The organism is Staphylococcus sp. SM3655, from assembly GCF_016917315.1.
Lineage (GTDB): Bacteria > Bacillota > Bacilli > Staphylococcales > Staphylococcaceae > Staphylococcus > Staphylococcus aureus.
In genome coordinates, this window is the sequence record NZ_CP070305.1 from 610,572 (window position 1) to 630,789 (window position 20,218).

Below are 20,218 nucleotides of genomic sequence, written 5' to 3' on the forward strand. Positions count from 1 at the left end.
ATTTAATTATAAATATAGATTTTAGTATTGCAATACATAATTCGTTATATTATGATGACTTTACAAATACATACAGGGGGTATTAATTTGAAAAAGAAAAACATTTATTCAATTCGTAAACTAGGTGTAGGTATTGCATCTGTAACTTTAGGTACATTACTTATATCTGGTGGCGTAACACCTGCTGCAAATGCTGCGCAACACGATGAAGCTCAACAAAATGCTTTTTATCAAGTCTTAAATATGCCTAACTTAAATGCTGATCAACGCAATGGTTTTATCCAAAGCCTTAAAGATGATCCAAGCCAAAGTGCTAACGTTTTAGGTGAAGCTAAAAAACTTAATGACTCTCAAGCTCCAAAAGCTGATGCGCAACAAAATAACTTCAACAAAGATCAACAAAGCGCCTTCTATGAAATTTTGAACATGCCTAACTTAAACGAAGCGCAACGCAATGGTTTCATTCAAAGTCTTAAAGACGATCCAAGCCAAAGCACTAACGTTTTAGGTGAAGCTAAAAAATTAAACGAATCTCAAGCACCGAAAGCTGACAACAATTTCAACAAAGAACAACAAAATGCTTTCTATGAAATCTTGAACATGCCTAACTTGAACGAAGAACAACGCAATGGTTTCATCCAAAGCTTAAAAGATGACCCAAGTCAAAGTGCTAACCTATTGTCAGAAGCTAAAAAGTTAAATGAATCTCAAGCACCGAAAGCGGATAACAAATTCAACAAAGAACAACAAAATGCTTTCTATGAAATCTTACATTTACCTAACTTAAACGAAGAACAACGCAATGGTTTCATCCAAAGCTTAAAAGATGACCCAAGCCAAAGCGCTAACCTTTTAGCAGAAGCTAAAAAGCTAAATGATGCACAAGCACCAAAAGCTGACAACAAATTCAACAAAGAACAACAAAATGCTTTCTATGAAATTTTACATTTACCTAACTTAACTGAAGAACAACGTAACGGCTTCATCCAAAGCCTTAAAGACGATCCTTCAGTGAGCAAAGAAATTTTAGCAGAAGCTAAAAAGCTAAACGATGCTCAAGCACCAAAAGAGGAAGACAACAACAAACCTGGTAAAGAAGACGGCAACAAACCTGGCAAAGAAGACAACAACAAGCCTGGTAAAGAAGACAACAACAAGCCTGGCAAAGAAGACGGCAACAAGCCTGGTAAAGAAGACAACAAAAAACCTGGTAAAGAAGACAACAAAAAACCTGGTAAAGAAGATGGCAACAAGCCTGGCAAAGAAGACAACAAAAAACCTGGTAAAGAAGACGGCAACGGAGTACATGTCGTTAAACCTGGTGATACAGTAAATGACATTGCAAAAGCAAACGGCACTACTGCTGACAAAATTGCTGCAGATAACAAATTAGCTGATAAAAACATGATCAAACCTGGTCAAGAACTTGTTGTTGATAAGAAGCAACCAGCAAACCATGCAGATGCTAACAAAGCTCAAGCATTACCAGAAACTGGTGAAGAAAATCCATTCATCGGTACAACTGTATTTGGTGGATTATCATTAGCGTTAGGTGCAGCGTTATTAGCTGGACGTCGTCGCGAACTATAAAAACAAACAATACACAACGATAGATATCATTTTATCCAAACCAATTTTAACTTATATACGTTGATTAACACATTCTTATTTGAAATGATAAGAATCATCTAAATGCACTAGCAACATCTTTTGTTGCTCAGTGCATTTTTTATTTTACTTACTTTTCTAAACAACTTCTGAAACGCCTCAACACTTTCTACTCTAATTACATATACGACATTTTTAGACATTAAAAAATCGAACTAGACAAGATGCTCAATGCATTTCGTACTAGTTCGATTCATGAATAATTAGATTTAAAATGTCATTTGAATCCAAGTGACAACATTATTTATATTTAGAATATTAACGTTAGTATAAACGTCCAAATACAAATAAAGGCAACAAATATAATACTGTATTTTAGCGTCATTTTTAATAATGCTGATTCTTCACCAACTTTTTTAACAGCTGCAGTCGCAATGGCAATTGATTGTGGTGAAATAAGTTTCGCTGCTACACCACCTGCAGTGTTAGCTGCCACAAGTAATGAACCGCTTGTTGAAATTTGTTGTGCCACTGTCGCTTGAATAGGTGCGAATAAAGTATTGTTATTTACAACTGAACCAGTCATAAACACACCAATCCAACCTAATACTGGAGAGAATAATGGGAAAATTGCTCCAGCTTTAGCAATACCTTGTCCAATTGCTACAGTCAAACCACCGTATGTCATAACTTTAGCAATAGCTAGAATCGCTGAAATTGTAAGGATCGGTAACCATAATTCTTTAATTGCTTCGACCAATAAAGCACCCGCACTTTTCCATTTTAACTTCGTAATTAAAATTGTAATAATTACTGTTAATAAAATCGCTGTCCCAGTTGCACCAATTAAATCGAGACGCAACGCAATTCCTTTAGGCGATAAATCACTCACAGTATTTGGAATTGGCAATTTTATTACTAAACTTTCAAGTGCACCTCCAGGTTGGAATAATTTTTTGAAGAATGGTGCACTCCATACTAATACAAAGGCAGTTAAAATGACGAACGGACTCCAAGCAAAGACAATTTCTTTAGGCGTTCGTTTTTGAATTTTATGTTCAGACGCTTCCAATCTGAAAATGTTTTTCGGTTTAAATTTACGACAAACAAATGCTAACACCACCATTGTTGCTAGTGATGGAATAATGTCTGCTAGTTCTGGACCATGGAATATTGTTAATAATAATTGTAATCCAGTATATGTACCACTCACTGTTAAAATGACAGGTAAAATTTCTTTAATACCTTTCATACCATCTACAATGAATACTAAAACAAATGGAATAATAAAGTTTAAAATTGGAAGTGTTAATGCTGAGTATCTCGCAACATCTAATGTTGTAACGCCTCCACTTAAGTTAAACGTATCAATAATACTAACTGGTAAACCAATTGCACCAAAGGCACCCGCCGCACCATTAGCAATTAAACATAACATCGCTGCTTTTAATGGTTCAAATCCAAGTTGAATTAATAATACTGCACAAATCGCAATTGGCACACCAAATCCTGCTGCACCTTCTAAAAATGCGTTGAAACAAAATCCAATTAATAATAGTTGGATTCTTTGGTCCTCTGAAATACTAGCAATACTATCTTGAATAATAGAAAATTGTCCTGTTTTAATAGAAACTTTATATAACCAAACTGCCATTAAAACGATATATCCTATTGGAAAAATACCGGCAACAACGCCTTCTGTAATCGCACCTGCTGATACACGCGCTGGTAATTCAAATACAAATAAAGCCACAATCAATGTAACAACCAAAGTTGTCAATGCTGCATAAATGCCTTTCATTTTAAAAACGGTTAAGCATAATAAAAATAAAATAATAGGTACTGCTGCAACTAAGGCTGATAATCCAACATTATCGAATGGATTTACAGTAAGTAGTGTCATAATGACTCCCTCTCTTTATATAAAATATTTATCATCCTGATTAATCTACAACCTATTTCAACTTATATTTTGCGATGATCACATATTTAAAATGTAACACTCCTATATGTGACAGGCAATCGAATTTTTACAAAAAGTTCACAAAATATACACAATATTTAACTATAATAAATAATATATCATTTTAATTATAAATACTTGATATTATTTATAATAATCTCAGGAATCCGCTTCAAAACTGCATCATGAGAGTTTATATTTTTATTGAGAATCTCTCATTTTATGAATTGTAGGAAGTAAACAAAATATGACAAGCGTCAAACCAATGATAATGATAAATATCATATTAAACCATAGTAAATTGAATTGATGATGGTGTTGTATTTGCCAAATTTCTAATACTGTGAAGATAGACATATAGCTCATAATCTCTAAATTTAACGTACTTAAAAATAATTTAATCGCTCGAATTTCACGTGGTGTATGATTATAATGTGACCATTTGGCTAATCGTTCATAGTATCTACCTGCAATGAAAAATATAAGCCAAATCACTATAAATGCGCTATTAATCAAAAGCAGCACCCATTTATCAGCAAAGTTATCAGCATCCCCTGCTAAATTATAGTGAATAGGTACTTTGGTTGGTAATTTTGAATAGGTCACTACTGTATAGCACATCATAGCTAAGTAAATAAGTAGACTTAATATTGTAAAAGACCTGATTTTAGACATTCTATCGCCTCTTTCTTTACATTTTGTGTATAACACTCTGCCTATTTTACCTTTTAATTACATTACCCCAAACGATTAAACAATATGTAATGATACTATAATTGCGTCAGGAGTATCCGCTTGTTAAATGTGCATAGCTTATATTTAGCTGTTTAACATGCCACATAATGATTCGAATTATTGTTTTAATTAAACCTTTTTCACATATGTATAAATTTTATAGAGCGCATGCTTAATATTTTCATTTGATTCAAAGGCAAAAGATAGCCTTATACTCTTTTCTTTACTGCCATAAATGTAACCCGGATTGATTAATATTTTTTCTTTACTTAACAATTCGTAAAATAAATATTTAATATCTATATCTATTTTAAAGACTAACCATACAAAATAACCTCCACTTGGAACCTCCCAATGTGCTATATCCTTAAATAAATTATTGAGGATGTTTAACATAAAGTCTCGTTTATCTTTTAAAACATACCTTAACTTTACTAAGTGTTTATCATAAGACTTATTTTTCAACATCTCATATACAACCATTTGTGACAAAATACTGGATCCATAGTCAATTTGCATTCTTACATCTGCCAATTGCTCTATTATTTTTTCAGAAGCAACAATCCAACCTATTCTTATTGCTGGTGCAATCGTTTTTGAAAAACTGCTTATATGTATAACTTTTCCCAATTTATCATAAGTTTTGATAGAAGGAGTTGGATCGCTAAAGAAAATATCTCTAAAGATATCATCTTCAATGATAGGAATATTATGTCTTTCGCTATAAGTAATTATATTTTTCTTTTGCTCATTCGTTAAAGAACGACCTGTCGGGTTATTAAACCTAGGTTCTATATAAATCGCTTTATTTTTAAAATTAATAAATCTATCAATGATGGTATCAATTTCATTAATTTGATTATAAGGAACATCAATATGTCTAAAATTCAATTGCTCAAAAACATTTGTAGAGTGAATATATGATGGTGTATTCGAAATTATTATGGCATCTTGACCTAAAAACCCAATAGATAAAAGTTGAATGGCATGTAAAGCGCCTGAAGTGATCATTACATTTTCTCTACCTACATTTATACCTTGCTTTGACATTCGTTCAACGATAATATCTCTTAACTTGATATAACCATAGCCATTATTATAACCAAAAGATAAGTCTTCAATATGACTGGCTGTATTAGACATGGCTTTTTTCAATTGAATATGTGGCATTAACGATATACCCAATTCACCTTTACTTATATGTATATACGAATCATCTGTCTCAATTTTATTAATTAATTGCACCGTATACTGACTTCTTTGTTGAGAGGACCATAACATCATTTCAGACCACTTATTTGTAATATGTGCTTCATTCAAATAGTCATTAACATATGTTCCACTACCTACTTTAGTATAGATAAATCCTTCAGCTTCTAATAACTCAATACTTTTAATAATCGTTACTCTATTTACGTTGTACTGTATCGCCAACTGCCTATGTGAAGGTATTTTCATTCCATAAAACCAATCCCCTGTGATTATTTTATCTCTTATGTCACTAGCAATATCTTTATATTTAGCCATCTTCTCCCTCCCTTTTAAAATTGGATAGGTAAATCCATTCAAAATTGGTTGTACTCATTTTAAATCATATTTTTTAATATAGAAACACATAATTAAAGGAGTGATGATATTAATGAATAAACTTCGAGACACTACTTTTCTATCATATTTATTTACTATCATATTGTGGGGATCTGCATTTCCAATGATAAAGATTGCGTTAAATGATTTTAGTGCAGAATCATTGTCGGCATTTCGTTTAATTTTAGCAACAATAATTCTCTTGCCGTTCGTAATTATAAAGAAATTGCCTACCCCTGAACTAAGAGATATCCCTGTTATTTTTATTTTAGGATTTTGTGGATTTGTGATATATCACACAGCTTTAAATTTTGGTGAAACTTTGATTAGTGCAGGTATATCTGGAATTCTAGTCTCTACAACGCCTATTTTTTCTAGTGCTTTAGCTTATATATTTTTAAAAGAGCATTTTTCAAAATGGAATTGGTTAAGTTCACTCGTCGCATTTATAGGAATATCCATTATTTCAATAAGTAAAGATGATTACACAACTATTAATGTATTAGGTGTTTTTATTATTTTACTTGCATCTTTTAGTGAAAGTTTGTATTTTACTTTCCAGAAAAAATACATAGAAAAATACGGCTTCATCGCTTTCACACTATATACAATAATGGCAAGCTCACCATTTATGCTTATTTTTATTCCTGAAATCATCAACGATATACACGGCGCCACTTTTACATCAATAGTATCGGTACTTTATTTAGCTATATTCCCTACTATAATTCCATACGTTTTGCTTGCTTATATTGTGAAGTCAGTTGGTGTCTCTGATGCAACAATGTCTCTTTATTTAACACCTATCGTTTCTTTATTATTATCTTATCTGTTATTAGACGAGCTACCAACAACCCTTGCTATTATAGGCGGAATTATCACTCTACTAGGCGTTAGTTTAAGTAACTTCTTTCAAAATACATAATTATTCCAAGTCCCGCACCTCAGAATCCAAAAACATTCGAGTGATAAAATTTTAAAAATCAAAAATATAAAAATGATCTAATTTCGTCAAATTTACCAATATAAATACTAATATTTGCAATTCACAAAGGGGTATAGTCTGAGTGTATTCCAATACGAAAGGACTTGGTGGATATGTATTACAGTTATGGAAATTATGAAGCATTTGCGCGCCCTAAAAAACCTGAAAATGTAGAAAACAAATCCGCTTACTTAATCGGATCTGGTCTAGCTTCACTTGCTGCAGCTTGTTTTTTAATAAGGGATGGTCAAATGGAAGGTTCTAAGATTCATATTTTAGAAGAGTTACCTAAAGCAGGTGGTAGTCTTGACGGAGAAAATATTCCTTTAAAAGGCTATGTTGTCCGCGGTGGTCGTGAAATGGAGAACCACTTTGAATGTTTGTGGGACTTATTCAGATCTATCCCTTCATTAGAAATCGATAACGCGTCAGTATTAGATGAATTCTATTGGTTAAACAAAGAAGACCCTAACTATTCTCGTTGTCGTGTTATTGAGAAACAGGGTCAACGTTTAGTCACAGATGGAGACTTCACTTTGACTAAAACGGCGATTAAAGAAATTTTAGATTTATGCTTAACGAATGAAGAAGATTTAGATGATGTCAAAATAACAGATGTATTTTCCGATGACTTCTTTAATTCAAACTTTTGGATTTACTGGAAAACGATGTTTGCATTTGAACCGTGGCATTCTGCTATGGAAATGCGTCGCTATCTAATGCGATTCGTTCATCATATTGGTGGTCTCGCAGACTTTTCAGCTTTAAAATTCACTAAATATAACCAATATGAATCTTTAGTATTACCTATGGTTGAATATTTAAAATCGCATGGGGTTCAATTTGAATACGATGTAAAAGTCGAAGATATTAAAATAGATGTTACGACAAGTCAAAAAATTGCCCGAGAAATATTAATTGACCGTAATGGTAATGCAGAATCTATTAAACTGACTATAAACGATCTTGTCTTTGTGACAAACGGTAGTATTACAGAAAGCTCTACTTATGGTGATAATGATACACCAGCGCCACCAACTGACGAATTAGGTGGTAGTTGGACACTATGGAAAAATTTAGCGCGACAAAGTCCTGAATTTGGTAATCCTGATAAGTTTTGCCAAAATATTCCTAAAAAAAGTTGGTTTGTTTCAGCAACTTCTACAACAAACAATAAAGAGATTATCGATACAATAGAAAGTATTTGTAAACGTGACCCACTTGCAGGCAAAACAGTTACAGGCGGTATTATTACAATCAATGATTCTGCATGGCAAATGAGTTTTACAATCAATCGTCAGCAACAGTTTAAAGACCAACCTGAAAATGAAATATCTACATGGATTTATGCCTTATATTCAGATGTAAACGGCGATTATATTAAAAAGCCAATTACAGAATGTAGTGGTAATGAAATATGCCAAGAATGGCTGTATCACTTAGGTGTATCAACTGACAAAATTGAAGACTTAGCAAAACATGCATCTAATACGATTCCTGTTTATATGCCATATATCACATCTTATTTCATGACGCGTGCTATCGGCGACAGACCTTTAGTCGTCCCGCATCAATCTCAGAACTTAGCATTTATTGGTAACTTTGCAGAAACAGAGCGAGACACTGTATTTACAACAGAATATTCGGTTCGTACTGCCATGGAAGCTGTTTATCAATTACTAAATATAGATCGTGGTATTCCAGAAGTCATCAATAGTCCATTTGATCTTCGCGTCTTAATGGATGCCATATACGAACTGAATGACCACCAAGATTTGCGTGAGATTACTAAAGATTCGAAAATGCAAAAACTCGCATTAGCAGGATTCCTTAAAAAGATAAAAGGTACGTACATTGAGTCATTATTAAAAGAACACAAATTGTTATAACGAAAACCATTAATAGATTTTTATTTGGTGATTTCAAATCATGAGACTGGGACAGAAATGATGTTTTCATAAAAATTATTTCGTTGTTCCACTCTCATGATTTTTTTGATGAAACATAATTACATGATTGATTGCATCATTTTGTTAAACAAGTGATTGCAAACCTGCCATTTCACACTGAAAATTTACATAATAAGTGACGATATTTTACAAGTCATATACAAATAACATATATTGTTAAATAATTTTACCTAATCTTAACATTAAATTTACAATTATAAGCGATAATCTAAATATAAAGCTTATTTGAGGTGAAATAATGGAAATGTCGGTTACAGAAGTCATTTTCTCTTTTTAGGTGGTTTAGGTATTTTCCTTTACGGCTTAAAAATCATGGGAGACGGGCTTCAAGCATCAGCAGGAGACAGGCTACGAGATATTTTAAACAAATTTACATCAAATCCAGTATTAGGTGTTATTGCAGGTATCGTTGTAACTATTTTAATACAAAGTAGTTCAGGTACGACAGTTATCACAATCGGACTGGTAACAGCTGGATTTATGACATTGAAACAAGCCATTGGAGTGATAATGGGTGCTAATATCGGAACAACGGTAACTGCATTTATTATCGGTATAGATTTAGGCGAATATGCAATGCCAATTTTAGCATTAGGTGCATTTTTAATCTTTTTCTTTAAACGCTCTAAAATCAATAACATTGGCCGCATACTATTCGGTTTCGGTTCTCTATTCTTCGGTCTAGAATTTATGGGTGATGCCGTTAAACCTTTAGCATCATTAGATGGATTTAAACAATTAATGCTTGATATGTCATCAAATCCAATACTTGCTGTCATTGTCGGCGCAGGGTTAACAGCACTAGTTCAAAGTTCAAGTGCGACGATTGGTATTTTACAAGAATTTTATCAACAAGATTTAATCAGCTTAAACGCAGCAATCCCTGTGTTACTAGGCGATAACATTGGTACAACGATTACAGCTATCTTAGCTAGTTTAGCCGGCTCAATCGCTGCAAAACGTGCGGCGCTTGTACACGTCATCTTTAACTTAATCGGGGTAATTATCTTCACAATTTTCTTGCCAGTTGTGATTCATTTGATTAGTTTGTTACAAGATGTATGGCACTTAAAACCAGCGATGACGATTGCAGTATCACATGGTATCTTCAACATAACAAATACTTTGATTCAATTACCATTTGTAGCAGGTTTAGCATGGATAGTTACAAAGCTTGTCCCAGGTAAAGATATTGCTGATGACTATAAACCTCAGCACTTAAACAAAGATCTTGTTTATCACGCACCTGGTGTTGCATTACAAGAAACTCAAAAAGAATTACAAAATGTGGGTCAGATTGTCTTAACGATGTTTGAAGACATTCGCGAAATTACAAAAGACGATAAAAAATTGATCAAAAAGCTTGAACAAAAGCATCAAGCTGTTGAAACAATCAATGATAGTATTCGAAATTATTTAGTTAGAATTTCTACAAAAGCCATAACGAAGGCTGACGTTGAGCGTTTAGCAGTTATGTTTGATGTCAATCGCTCTATTTTAAAAGTAGCAGAGCTAACAGAAGAGTATGTCGCTCAATTAAAACGCCAACATGATGAAGATATTCGCATTACAGAAGATGCACAACGCGGTATGGATAAATTATTCAACCATGTTGCTGAGTCATTTGATAAAGCCATCGACATGTTAGATGTTTATGACAAAACGAAAAAAGATGAAATTGTAGAACGTAGTAGAGAATCATTTAATATTGAACATAAACTACGCAAAGGTCATATTAAACGCCTTAATCGTGGTGAATGTACAACAAAAGGCGGATTACTATATATCGATATGATTGGTGTTCTTGAACGTATCGGTTATCATTCACGAAATGTTTCTGAAGCACTTGTTGGCCTTAACGATGATGTACCTACAGATGAAGAAATTGCAACAACTGAAATTTAATTTTTACTGTCTTATTTATATTCATATTTTTTTAAAATTAGAGATTCAGATGCATGTAAAACAGGCTGGGACATAAATCCCTAAAAAACAGCAGTAAGATAATTTTCAATTAGAAAATATCTTACTGCTGTTCTATATTTATACAATACTTCGTATTGAATGGCTTCGCTTTCCTAGGGTGCCGTCTCAGCCTCGGTCTTCGACTGGCACTGCTCCCTCAGGAGTCTCGCCATTAATACTACGTATTAACATGTAATTTTACTTTTAAATACTTTAAAAAATAAGACACTTTGTCCAACTTACACTACCAATAGAAACTTCTGTTAGAATTCCTCAAAATGATATTTCGTGATATGTTAATGAAATTGTTGAAACGATACCTGATAGTGAATTCGATGAATTCAGACACCATCGTGGCGCAACATCCTATCATCCAAAAATGATGTTAAAAATTATCTTATATGCATACACTCAATCTGTATTTTCTGGTCGTAGAATAGAGAAATTACTTCATGACAGTATTCGAATGATGTGGTTAGCTCAAAATCAAACACCTTCTTATAAAATTATTAATCGTTTTAGAGTAAATCCTAATACTGATGCATTAATTGAATCTTTATTTATCCAGTTTCATAGTCAATGTTTAAAGCAAAATCTTATTGATGATAATTCGATTTTTATTGAATGTCACAAGCTCTTTTATATTTAGCAAACTTTATTATCTTAAATCGGCTATAAACACTCATATAATAATGCTTCATTAGTATGCGGTAAGCATGACGGACACTGTTCTCGGAGTCTGACCCCGAAACGTTTAATATACACTTTTACACGTCGCCTTCATTGAAGCGAATTGCCATAACCTTCACATTATATATAGTTCTTTCCATATAAATGTCCAAATTTTTAGAACAACGCAATAAATAACCATCCACCTAACTTATCAAAAATTTAAGTGGATGGTTTTTCATTTTCATTTATATTTATATTAGTGTTAATCCAATCATAGATTTATCTATATGCACTGCTCTATACATTTCCTCATTTAATTTGCTTTACTTTCATTTATATCATTATCAAAACACTTGGCGTGTCATCGTTATTATTTCGCATCTTTGACACGTTTATCATCATTAGGAATCGCGAATAAAATTGCGATAAATGCCATGATTCCCATTAATACGTTAACCCAAAGTGCAATCATCGCACCTGTATGAATGCTCGTTGCAGCAACTGCACCAGCATATACAGCACCACTAATTGCGACACCGAATGCGCCACCAAGTGATGAAGCCATTTTATAAATACCTGAAGCAACGCCAACTTTATCTAACGGTGCATTCGAAATAGCTGTATCTGTAGAAGGTGTTGCATAAATACCTAAGCCTAGTCCGAAACATAAATATCCTACGACACAACTGATAACATAAAATATGCCTGGTAAGAATACTAATGAAATAAGTGCAATACCAATGACCACAATGAATGTACCTAATAACATTGGTCGCTTAGAACCCATTTTTTGTAATAATTTTTCACCAACTCGAATCATCAATAACACCATGATTAAATAAGTAATTGATAAGTATCCTGCCTGCAATGCTGTATAACCTAAACCTTGTTGCACGAATGTATTCGCTACAATTAATGTACCTGCAACACCGTTTAATAAGAAGTTCGAAATCGTTGCACCTGTATATGGTTTATTTTCAAATAATTTAAAATCAATAAGCGGATTATCTACTTTTTTCTCAACTTTTAAGAAAATAAAGAATGCTACAATTACGATTGCAATCAAACCAAAGAACCATAATGATGTGTAACCAAGTGCTGCACCTTTAGTAATGACAACGTTTAAACTTAGCAACATAACTACTAGAACAATTAGCCCTGCAACATCAAATTTATGTGTATTGGTAATTTCTGATTTCGTTTCAGGCGTCCCTTTGATGAGTAACATTGAAAGTACGGCAACGATAATTGAGAAGATGAAAATCCATCTCCAACCCATAGTTGTCGCAACTGCACCACCGAAGAGTGAACAGATACCACTGCCACCCCAAGAACCGATAGACCAATAACTTAAGGCACGCTGACGTTCAGCACCCTGATAATAAGTTTTCATAATGGCCAATGTAGAAGGCATAATACACGCTGCTGATACACCTTGTATAACACGACCTAAAATTAATAATGCCGGTAAATTCGTAATAATAATTAATGCTGAACCAATAATACTTAATAATAAACCGATATTCGTCATTTTCACGCGCCCAATTTTATCTGCCAGACCACCTGCTCCAACAACAAACATGCCTGAAAATAGTGCAGTTAGACTGACCGCAATACTAATTGTCCCCATGTCTGTACCAAAACTTTGTTGTAAATTCGGTACAACATTTACAAGTGATTGTGCAAACAACCAAAATGTAATAACACCTAATACAATACCTAAGATTAACTTGTTGCCCCCGCGATACGTTTCATTCATGTTAGTTATCTCCTTTAAGGTAATCTAAAACAACTGTCCCTACTGCTTCTGCAGAAATAAGTAATGATTTTTCTGAAATGTTAAATTTAGGATGATGATGTGGGTAAATTTCACCATTTTCCACCGCTGCACCTGTATAAATAAAGGCACTTGGGCGTTCTTTAGCATAATATGCAAAGTCTTCTGAAGGTGGTTGTGGTTCACACATTTCAACACCAAAATCAAGGTTTGCTTCTTTCAACGTCTTAGCCACGTACTCAGTAAACTCTGGATCATTATATAATGCTGGATAATCATCGTTATATTCTAAGGTGCAAGTTACACCATACATATCCTCTAATCCTTTTGATAAACGTTTAATTTCTTTTTCAATTGTTGCTTTTGTAGCATCTGTTAATCCACGTACATCACCTTCAATTTCAACAACATCTTTAATGACATTGAATTGACCTTTACCGTCAAATGAACCGATTGTGACAACACCGGTTTCAAATGGACTTAGTCGTCTAGATACAACTGTTTGTAACGCTGTGACGAAGTAGCTACCTGCAACAATGGCATCATTGGCCATATGTGGTGATGAACCATGACCACCTTTACCTTGAACTTTCAATTTGAAGAATGCGCGTCCTGTTTGAACATAACCAGGTCTGTAATACACTTTACCTGTTTTCATTGTGCTCATGACGTGTACACCTAATACATGATCAACACCGTCTAATACACCATTTTCAATCATTGTTTTAGCACCACCTGGTGGTACTTCTTCAGCTGGTTGATGTATCACAACGACTTTTCCTGTAAAACTATCTTTCATTTCAGCAAGCGTCTCTGCTAATACAAGCATGTATGCTGTATGTGCATCGTGACCACATGCGTGCATAACACCTTTATTTTGTGATGCAAAAGATAATCCTGTATCTTCAGTAATGGGTAATGCGTCAAAGTCTGCACGGATTGCTAATGTTTTACCAGGTTTCCCTGAATCAATCGTTACTTTAATTCCACGTGGTCCGACATTCGTTTCTACTTCCACATCTTTACCTTTGTAAAATTCAGCGATGTATTTCGCCGTTTCATCTTCATGAAAAGATAATTCTGGATGCTGATGTAAATAACGTCTGATCTCAATCATTTTGCCTTCTTTAGATTTTAAAGTTTCAATTAATTGTTGATTCATATCCTTCATCTCCTTAGTTACATCATAAATGATTAATCATTATTTATATTGCCAACAACAGAGATGTTAACCATTAATTTTTTGCAATTTTAGCTTTGAATATAAAAAATCACAAATTATGTATATCAAAATTTGTGATTTGTGATCATTTTATGAACTTGGGTAACGTTTTACTTCAATTAAGTGAATCCCATTCGTAATCATTTTAATGTTTAATGCCAGTGTGTCCGTGATATCTATATCATATACTTCTAATTTCGGAAAACTCATTCGATTAACGTAATCTATAGAGTCCTTGTCCATGCCATGTATCGTATGATGTTTGCGCCAAAGATTAAATAACGCACCATTTTCTTTATCTAAGGTAAAATGTTTAATCTTATACATACCTTCTTCCAGGGCATTAATGTTCAAATGAATCATTTCCGTCGCACGCATATTCATTTGATTGTCCAACGCTAAGTACGGATTAAAATGCTTTGCATCATATAACAATATTTGAAAATTTGAATCAGTCCCCGTGACAATACATGTATCATCAGAATACAAAATATTGCTTGTTAATTTATTAAATAGCAATGCCGTGAAATAGACCGGACGTTTTCCATTATATTGATGAAATAGTTCAATAGAATTCATATAATCCCGTTCATTTTTACAATGACTGACGTGCAAATCATAATTCAACCAATACCCGATACCCTCTACTTTAGAACTTAATTTTAATAATTGCTCAATGATGATACCACCTCTAAAATATTCGCCGTTTGTAATAAATGTATCACCCGTCAATGTATTCCAATTGAGTAAAATGAGTGGACGCTTTAGGCGATGACGATGCATTAAGTCGATAAGGTAATTCGTTTTATTAATAATCATTTGACTCGCGGTTTTAAATTCATCATCATTCATTTTATTAAAATCAACAGCGTCATTTGAATTGGCATCAAATACAAAATGGTCGATGTGTGGCTCAAGTCGTTTCAATAATGGTAGATGTCTTTCCGTAGCTTGATCTAAGTGAATGTACAAGCCACCATTAGGGAATAATGCTTTAAAATAATCAATCATTTCAATCAAAGACGTGTGCAATGTCGTCACATACAAGTTGAACTTCAAATCTTTTCTATGACTGACATGCAGGGCAACGTGATGGATAAAAATTTTAAATGCATCGATATAATCACGTGAGTCATACTGATCCAAATGCATGGTCAAACTAAAGTTATGATCTAATAAAAAGTCTAAACACAAATCAATATCATAAAATATATTCGAAATTTCTGCATCATACGTGAATGGCGCATTGAGCTTTTTCATGATATATGGAATCACATCATATGCTAATACTTCATTGACTTGAAAATCATGATGACATGTAAGCAACTGTGATTGATACTGTGTATTGAGCAAATTCCTCAAATAGCCCACTTGAATAATATGATTAAATTGATTTAGTTGGTGATTGGTTGGTTGAAAGGCAATCTCTTTATAGTTCATCTTTTCAATATCTTCAATAAAATGATTCATTTCTTCAATGTAGTCATTTAAAAGTAATATCAATTCACGGTCGTGATAATCATGTTGTGCCGATTGCTGGTTTTCAGTGATTGCTGGACGATCACCTCGATATTGTTTAGGTGTTTGATGCGTAAAGTGTTTAAATGTTCTCGCAAAGCTCGCTGCACTTGAAAAGCCATTTTGCAATGCAATATCAGTAATGGTTTCATCTGTGTATGTCAAATCGAGTTTCGCATGCTCAATTCGCGTCGTATTTAAGAAATGATGGAATCCTACACCTAGCGATTCTGTAAACTTTTTAGACAGATGGCTCTCTGACCACCCAACGTATTCGCTTAATTCTGAAAGGCTTAAATCTTCATGAAAATGTAACTCGATATAGTCGCATACTTGATTCACTTTATCATCATTTAAGATACTTTGGTTCGAATGATATGTACGCGGGACATAATGAATCATATGCATAAGCAACTGAATCACAAGTTGTTGCTCAGTCAATTTAGACAACTCATTATGTCGGATATGTGTTGAAACCAGTCTTGCCATTATATTTCTCAGTTGATGTATATTCTTTGTTGTGGTCGCATCTGTTAAGTGAAAATATAGACAATGCACATCATCAAACTTGTCTGCTAAATATTTCATTTGGAATTGGATATAACATATGATGCCATCTTGTTGAAGTTGAAATCGATACAAGTCGCGGTGGTTAATGATGAAAATGTCGCCACTGTTGCATTGCGTCATATTATTTTCATCATAAATGTGTGCCTCACCTTTAATAACAAAACCAATCATTAAACTATTGAGCCTTTTGAAATCTGGCATGCTTTCAGTTTCTACTCGAATTAAATAATCACGTTGCATACTATCCCTCAATTCAGTAATATGAATACGTTTATTTTACATTATTTTACAGCAACATATTTGAAATTCGTGTTGAATCGTGTGGGAGGCAGGAGGTTATTTATCCTCACTCGGTTCAAGATGTAGACTATCACTAAAGTATATATTTTCACCTTTTTTCTCCACAAAAGTAAATTCAATATCTTTATATCCAACTGATGAGCCTTTTAAATTACCTGTACCTTTCAACAATAACTTTGGTGCTTTATTCGTTGGTATATTATATCTTTTTCGTAATTGTTTTACATTATAATCATCATTGGTTAATTGATATTTGGCTGAATAACTCGGCACCTCTGGATTGTATGATATATCACCGTCTTTGTACTTCGACAAATCTTTAAAGCTGCCATATTGCGCGAAGAACTTAAAATTCTCGATTTCTTTTTTTATGTTTTCGTCTTTGATACCTTTAGTTGGAATGATTTTATTGTCTACCATTTTAACGGGATATTCTTTATCTATACTCTTAGGTCTACCATCTTCATCATGAAGTGTTTCACTCACTATATACTTCCCGATTGTAGTCTTAGTGTTTCTATTCATATATAGAACCATACCTTTTGATTTCATACGTTCCCCTTTAGGTTGAACAACCATTTCAGAATTAATAATCCATGTGCCTTTATCATTTTTATCAAACTGATCATCACGATAGCCTTCTTTATCGTATAAATCCTCTAGATTTTTAATTGCATACATACTCAATGTCTTTTCAAAACTTTTCTTTATTTCCGCTTCTTTACCTATGCCACAACCAGCAGTGATACTAATGACTAATATCAAAAAACTAATATACAATACCAATTTGTTTAATCGTTTCATAATTTCACAATCCTATTCTTATTATTATCTTTCCTGGATTGATTTCATATTTTGATCGAGTCATGATTATTTATCCTCACTTGGTTTAAAAATTAACCCATCACTAAAGTAAATGTTCTCTTCTTTTTTCTCTACAAACGTAAATTCAATGTCTTTATATCCAACTGATGAACCTTTTAAATTCCCTGTACCTTTCAACAACAATTTCGGTGCTTTATTTGTTGGTATGTCATATCTTTTACGTAATTGCTTTACATTGTAATCATCATTAGTTAATTGATATTTTGCTGAATAACTTGGCACCTCTGGATTATATGATATATCTCCATCTTTATAATTTTCCAAATCTTTAAAGTTTCCATATTGAACAAAAAACTTAAAGTTTTCGATTTCTATTTTTATGTTTTCATCTTTAATTTCTTTAGTAAGGATTATTTTATTGTCGACCATTTTAACAGGGTATCTTTTTTCATTGTCTTGATGTTTACCTTTATCCTCGCCCTTAATCACATTAACATAATAATAGCCATTTGTTGTTCTTGTATTTCTATTCATATACAGAACCATGCCTTTTGATTTCATAGGTTCTCCTTTATTTTGAATTGCCATTTGAGAATTTACAATCCATGTTCCCTTATCATTTTTATCAAATTGATCATCTCGATAGCCCTCTTTGTCATATAAATCCTCTAGGTTTTTAATCGGATACATACTCAACGTTTTTTCAAAACTTTTCTTAATTTCCGCTTCTTTACCCATGCCACAACCAGCAGTAATACTAATGACTAAAAATAAGAAACTAATACCTAACACTAATTTATTTAAACGTTTCATCACCTTACAACTCTCTTCTTTTTATTTTGTTTCCTTGAATCGATTTCATACTCTTTATTAGTCACGATTATTCATCATTACTCGGTTTAAAATGTAGGTTAGCTGTAAAGTAAGTGTTTTCTCCTTTTTTCTCTACGAAAGTAAATTCAATTTTTTTGTATCCAATTGATGAACCATCTAAATTTCCTGAACCTTTTAACAATAACTTTGGAGCTTTATTCGTCGGTATATCATATCTTTTACGTAATTGCTTTACATTATAATCATCATTGGTTAGTTGATATTTTGCTGAATAAATCGGGGCTTCTGGATTATATGAAATATCTCCACCTTTATACTTCGTCAAATCTTTAAAATTGCCATACTGCGCGAAAAACTTAAAGTTTTCGATTTCTTTTTTTATTTTTTCATCTTTGATATCTTTAGTTGGAATGATTTTATTGTCAATCATTTTAACGGGATATTCTATTTGCTTATCCTGAGGTCTGCCATTTTCATCCTTCTTTATCGCATTAACATAGTAAAATCCTTTTGCACTCCTTGTATTTCTATTTAACTTCAAAACCATACCTTTTATATTTAAGGCTTCTCCCTTTTTCTGAATTGCCATTTCAGAACTAATAGTCCACGTTCCTTTATCATTTTTATCAAATTCGTCATCACGATAGCCTTCTTTATCGTATAAATCCTCTAGATTTTTAATTGGATACATACTCAATGTTTTTTCAAAACTTTTCTTTATTTCCGCTTCTTTCCCTGTACCACAACCAGCAACGATACTGATGATTAATATCAAAAAACTGATGTACAATACCAATGTATTTAATCGTTTCATAATTTCACAATCCTATTTCTTTTTATTGTTTTTCCTGGATCGATTTCATAATTTGATCGAATCATGATTATTTATCCTCACTTGGATTAAAATGTAGCCCATCACTAAAGTATATATTTTCTCCCTTTTTCTCTACGAAAGTAAATTCAATTTTTTTGTAGCCAATTGATGAACCTTTTAAATTCCCTGTACCTTTCAACAATAGCTTTGGTGCTTTATTCGTTGGTATATTATATCTTTTTCGTAATTGTTTTACATTATAGTCATCATTAGTTAATTGATATTTTGCTGAATAACTCGGCACCTCTGGATTGTATGATATATCGCCGTCTTTGTACTTCGACAAATCTTTAAAGTCGCCATATTGAACAAAGAACTTAAAGTTTTCGATTTCTTTTTTTATTTTTTCATCTTTAATTTCTTTAGTTGGAATGATTTTATTATCGACCATTTTAACCGGATATCTTTTTTCGTTATCACGATGTATACCTTTATCTTCTCTTTCTATAACATCAACATAGTAATAGCCATTTGTTGTTCTTGTATTTCTATTCATATATAAAACCATGCCTTTTATATTCATATCTTTTCCATTAGATTGAATCGACATTGACGAACGAACAATCCATGTTCCCTTATCATTTTTATCAAATTGATCATCACGATATCCTTCTTTATCGTATAAATCCTCTAGATTTTTAATCGGATACATACTCAACGTTTTTTCAAAACTTTTCTTTATTTCCGCTTCTTTCCCTGTACCACAACCAACAACGATACTGATGATTAAAAACAGAAAACTAATACCTAGCACTAATTTATTTACACGTTTTATCATTTCATCACGCTCTTTTACCGGGATTGATTTCATAC

The 20,218-nt window shown here is 32.9% G+C and carries 13 protein-coding genes and 2 pseudogenes; 5 read left to right on the forward strand and 10 right to left on the reverse strand.

The genetic code is table 11. The features are described from left to right. The first annotated feature begins 87 nt into the window (after window positions 1–87). Window positions 88–1,590, forward strand: a complete 1,503-nt coding sequence (gene spa / locus JQN76_RS03005; protein WP_001836627.1) for a staphylococcal protein A — start codon at window positions 88–90, stop codon at window positions 1,588–1,590. Window positions 1,591–1,918: 328 nt separating this feature from the next. Here the strand turns inward: spa and JQN76_RS03010 are convergent, their stop codons facing one another. The 3 genes from JQN76_RS03010 to JQN76_RS03020 form a co-directional block, all read right to left on the reverse strand. Further along, a complete protein-coding gene (locus JQN76_RS03010; RefSeq protein ID WP_000173890.1) occupies window positions 1,919–3,511 on the reverse strand; it encodes an L-lactate permease in 1,593 nt (530 codons plus the stop codon). Between the two features lie 261 nt (window positions 3,512–3,772). Beyond that, window positions 3,773–4,246: a DUF1648 domain-containing protein gene (locus JQN76_RS03015; protein ID WP_000036331.1), complete on the reverse strand. Its 474-nt coding sequence runs from the start codon at window positions 4,244–4,246 to the stop codon at window positions 3,773–3,775. A 189-nt stretch (window positions 4,247–4,435) separates the two neighbouring features. Further along, the gene (locus JQN76_RS03020) at window positions 4,436–5,833 is read right to left on the reverse strand and encodes an aminotransferase-like domain-containing protein (RefSeq protein ID WP_001151814.1); all 1,398 of its coding nucleotides are present in this window, start codon (window positions 5,831–5,833) and stop codon (window positions 4,436–4,438) included. 112 nt (window positions 5,834–5,945) lie between these two features. On the opposite strand from JQN76_RS03020, the gene JQN76_RS03025 reads away from it, so the two are divergent. The 4 genes and pseudogenes from JQN76_RS03025 to JQN76_RS03040 all read left to right on the forward strand — a co-directional run. After that, window positions 5,946–6,818, forward strand: a complete 873-nt coding sequence (locus JQN76_RS03025; RefSeq protein ID WP_001038103.1) for a DMT family transporter — start codon at window positions 5,946–5,948, stop codon at window positions 6,816–6,818. Between the two features lie 173 nt (window positions 6,819–6,991). Continuing rightward, window positions 6,992–8,767 (forward strand): oleate hydratase, encoded by a 1,776-nt coding sequence (locus JQN76_RS03030; RefSeq protein WP_001834576.1) that lies wholly within the window; start codon window positions 6,992–6,994, stop codon window positions 8,765–8,767. Between the two features lie 325 nt (window positions 8,768–9,092). Next, window positions 9,093–10,753: pseudogene (locus JQN76_RS03035) on the forward strand (Na/Pi cotransporter family protein). A gap of 280 nt (window positions 10,754–11,033) precedes the next feature. Continuing rightward, window positions 11,034–11,450, forward strand: a pseudogene (locus tag JQN76_RS03040) (transposase); the annotation flags it as partial. Between the two features lie 405 nt (window positions 11,451–11,855). On the opposite strand, the gene norC reads toward JQN76_RS03040, so the two are convergent. The 7 genes from norC to JQN76_RS03075 form a co-directional block, all read right to left on the reverse strand. Continuing rightward, entirely contained in the window at window positions 11,856–13,244 is a 1,389-nt protein-coding gene (norC, locus tag JQN76_RS03045) for a multidrug efflux MFS transporter NorC (protein WP_001006443.1), read from the reverse strand. A 1-nt stretch (window position 13,245) separates the two neighbouring features. Next, complete coding sequence (locus JQN76_RS03050; RefSeq protein WP_001075826.1) at window positions 13,246–14,424, reverse strand: M20 family metallopeptidase; 1,179 nt, start codon at window positions 14,422–14,424, stop codon at window positions 13,246–13,248. 150 nt (window positions 14,425–14,574) lie between these two features. Further along, the gene (aryK, locus tag JQN76_RS03055) at window positions 14,575–16,812 is read right to left on the reverse strand and encodes a transcriptional regulator AryK (protein ID WP_001188474.1); all 2,238 of its coding nucleotides are present in this window, start codon (window positions 16,810–16,812) and stop codon (window positions 14,575–14,577) included. Window positions 16,813–16,908: 96 nt separating this feature from the next. Continuing rightward, the gene (locus JQN76_RS03060; protein ID WP_024273389.1) at window positions 16,909–17,679 is read right to left on the reverse strand and encodes a tandem-type lipoprotein; all 771 of its coding nucleotides are present in this window, start codon (window positions 17,677–17,679) and stop codon (window positions 16,909–16,911) included. Window positions 17,680–17,742: 63 nt separating this feature from the next. Beyond that, window positions 17,743–18,513 (reverse strand): tandem-type lipoprotein, encoded by a 771-nt coding sequence (locus tag JQN76_RS03065; RefSeq protein ID WP_000977800.1) that lies wholly within the window; start codon window positions 18,511–18,513, stop codon window positions 17,743–17,745. A gap of 64 nt (window positions 18,514–18,577) precedes the next feature. Then, the gene (locus tag JQN76_RS03070; RefSeq protein WP_031790901.1) at window positions 18,578–19,348 is read right to left on the reverse strand and encodes a tandem-type lipoprotein; all 771 of its coding nucleotides are present in this window, start codon (window positions 19,346–19,348) and stop codon (window positions 18,578–18,580) included. A gap of 64 nt (window positions 19,349–19,412) precedes the next feature. Then, window positions 19,413–20,183, reverse strand: coding sequence for a tandem-type lipoprotein (locus JQN76_RS03075; protein WP_024273388.1), 771 nt, complete (start codon window positions 20,181–20,183; stop codon window positions 19,413–19,415). Between the last annotated feature and the right edge of the window lie 35 nt (window positions 20,184–20,218).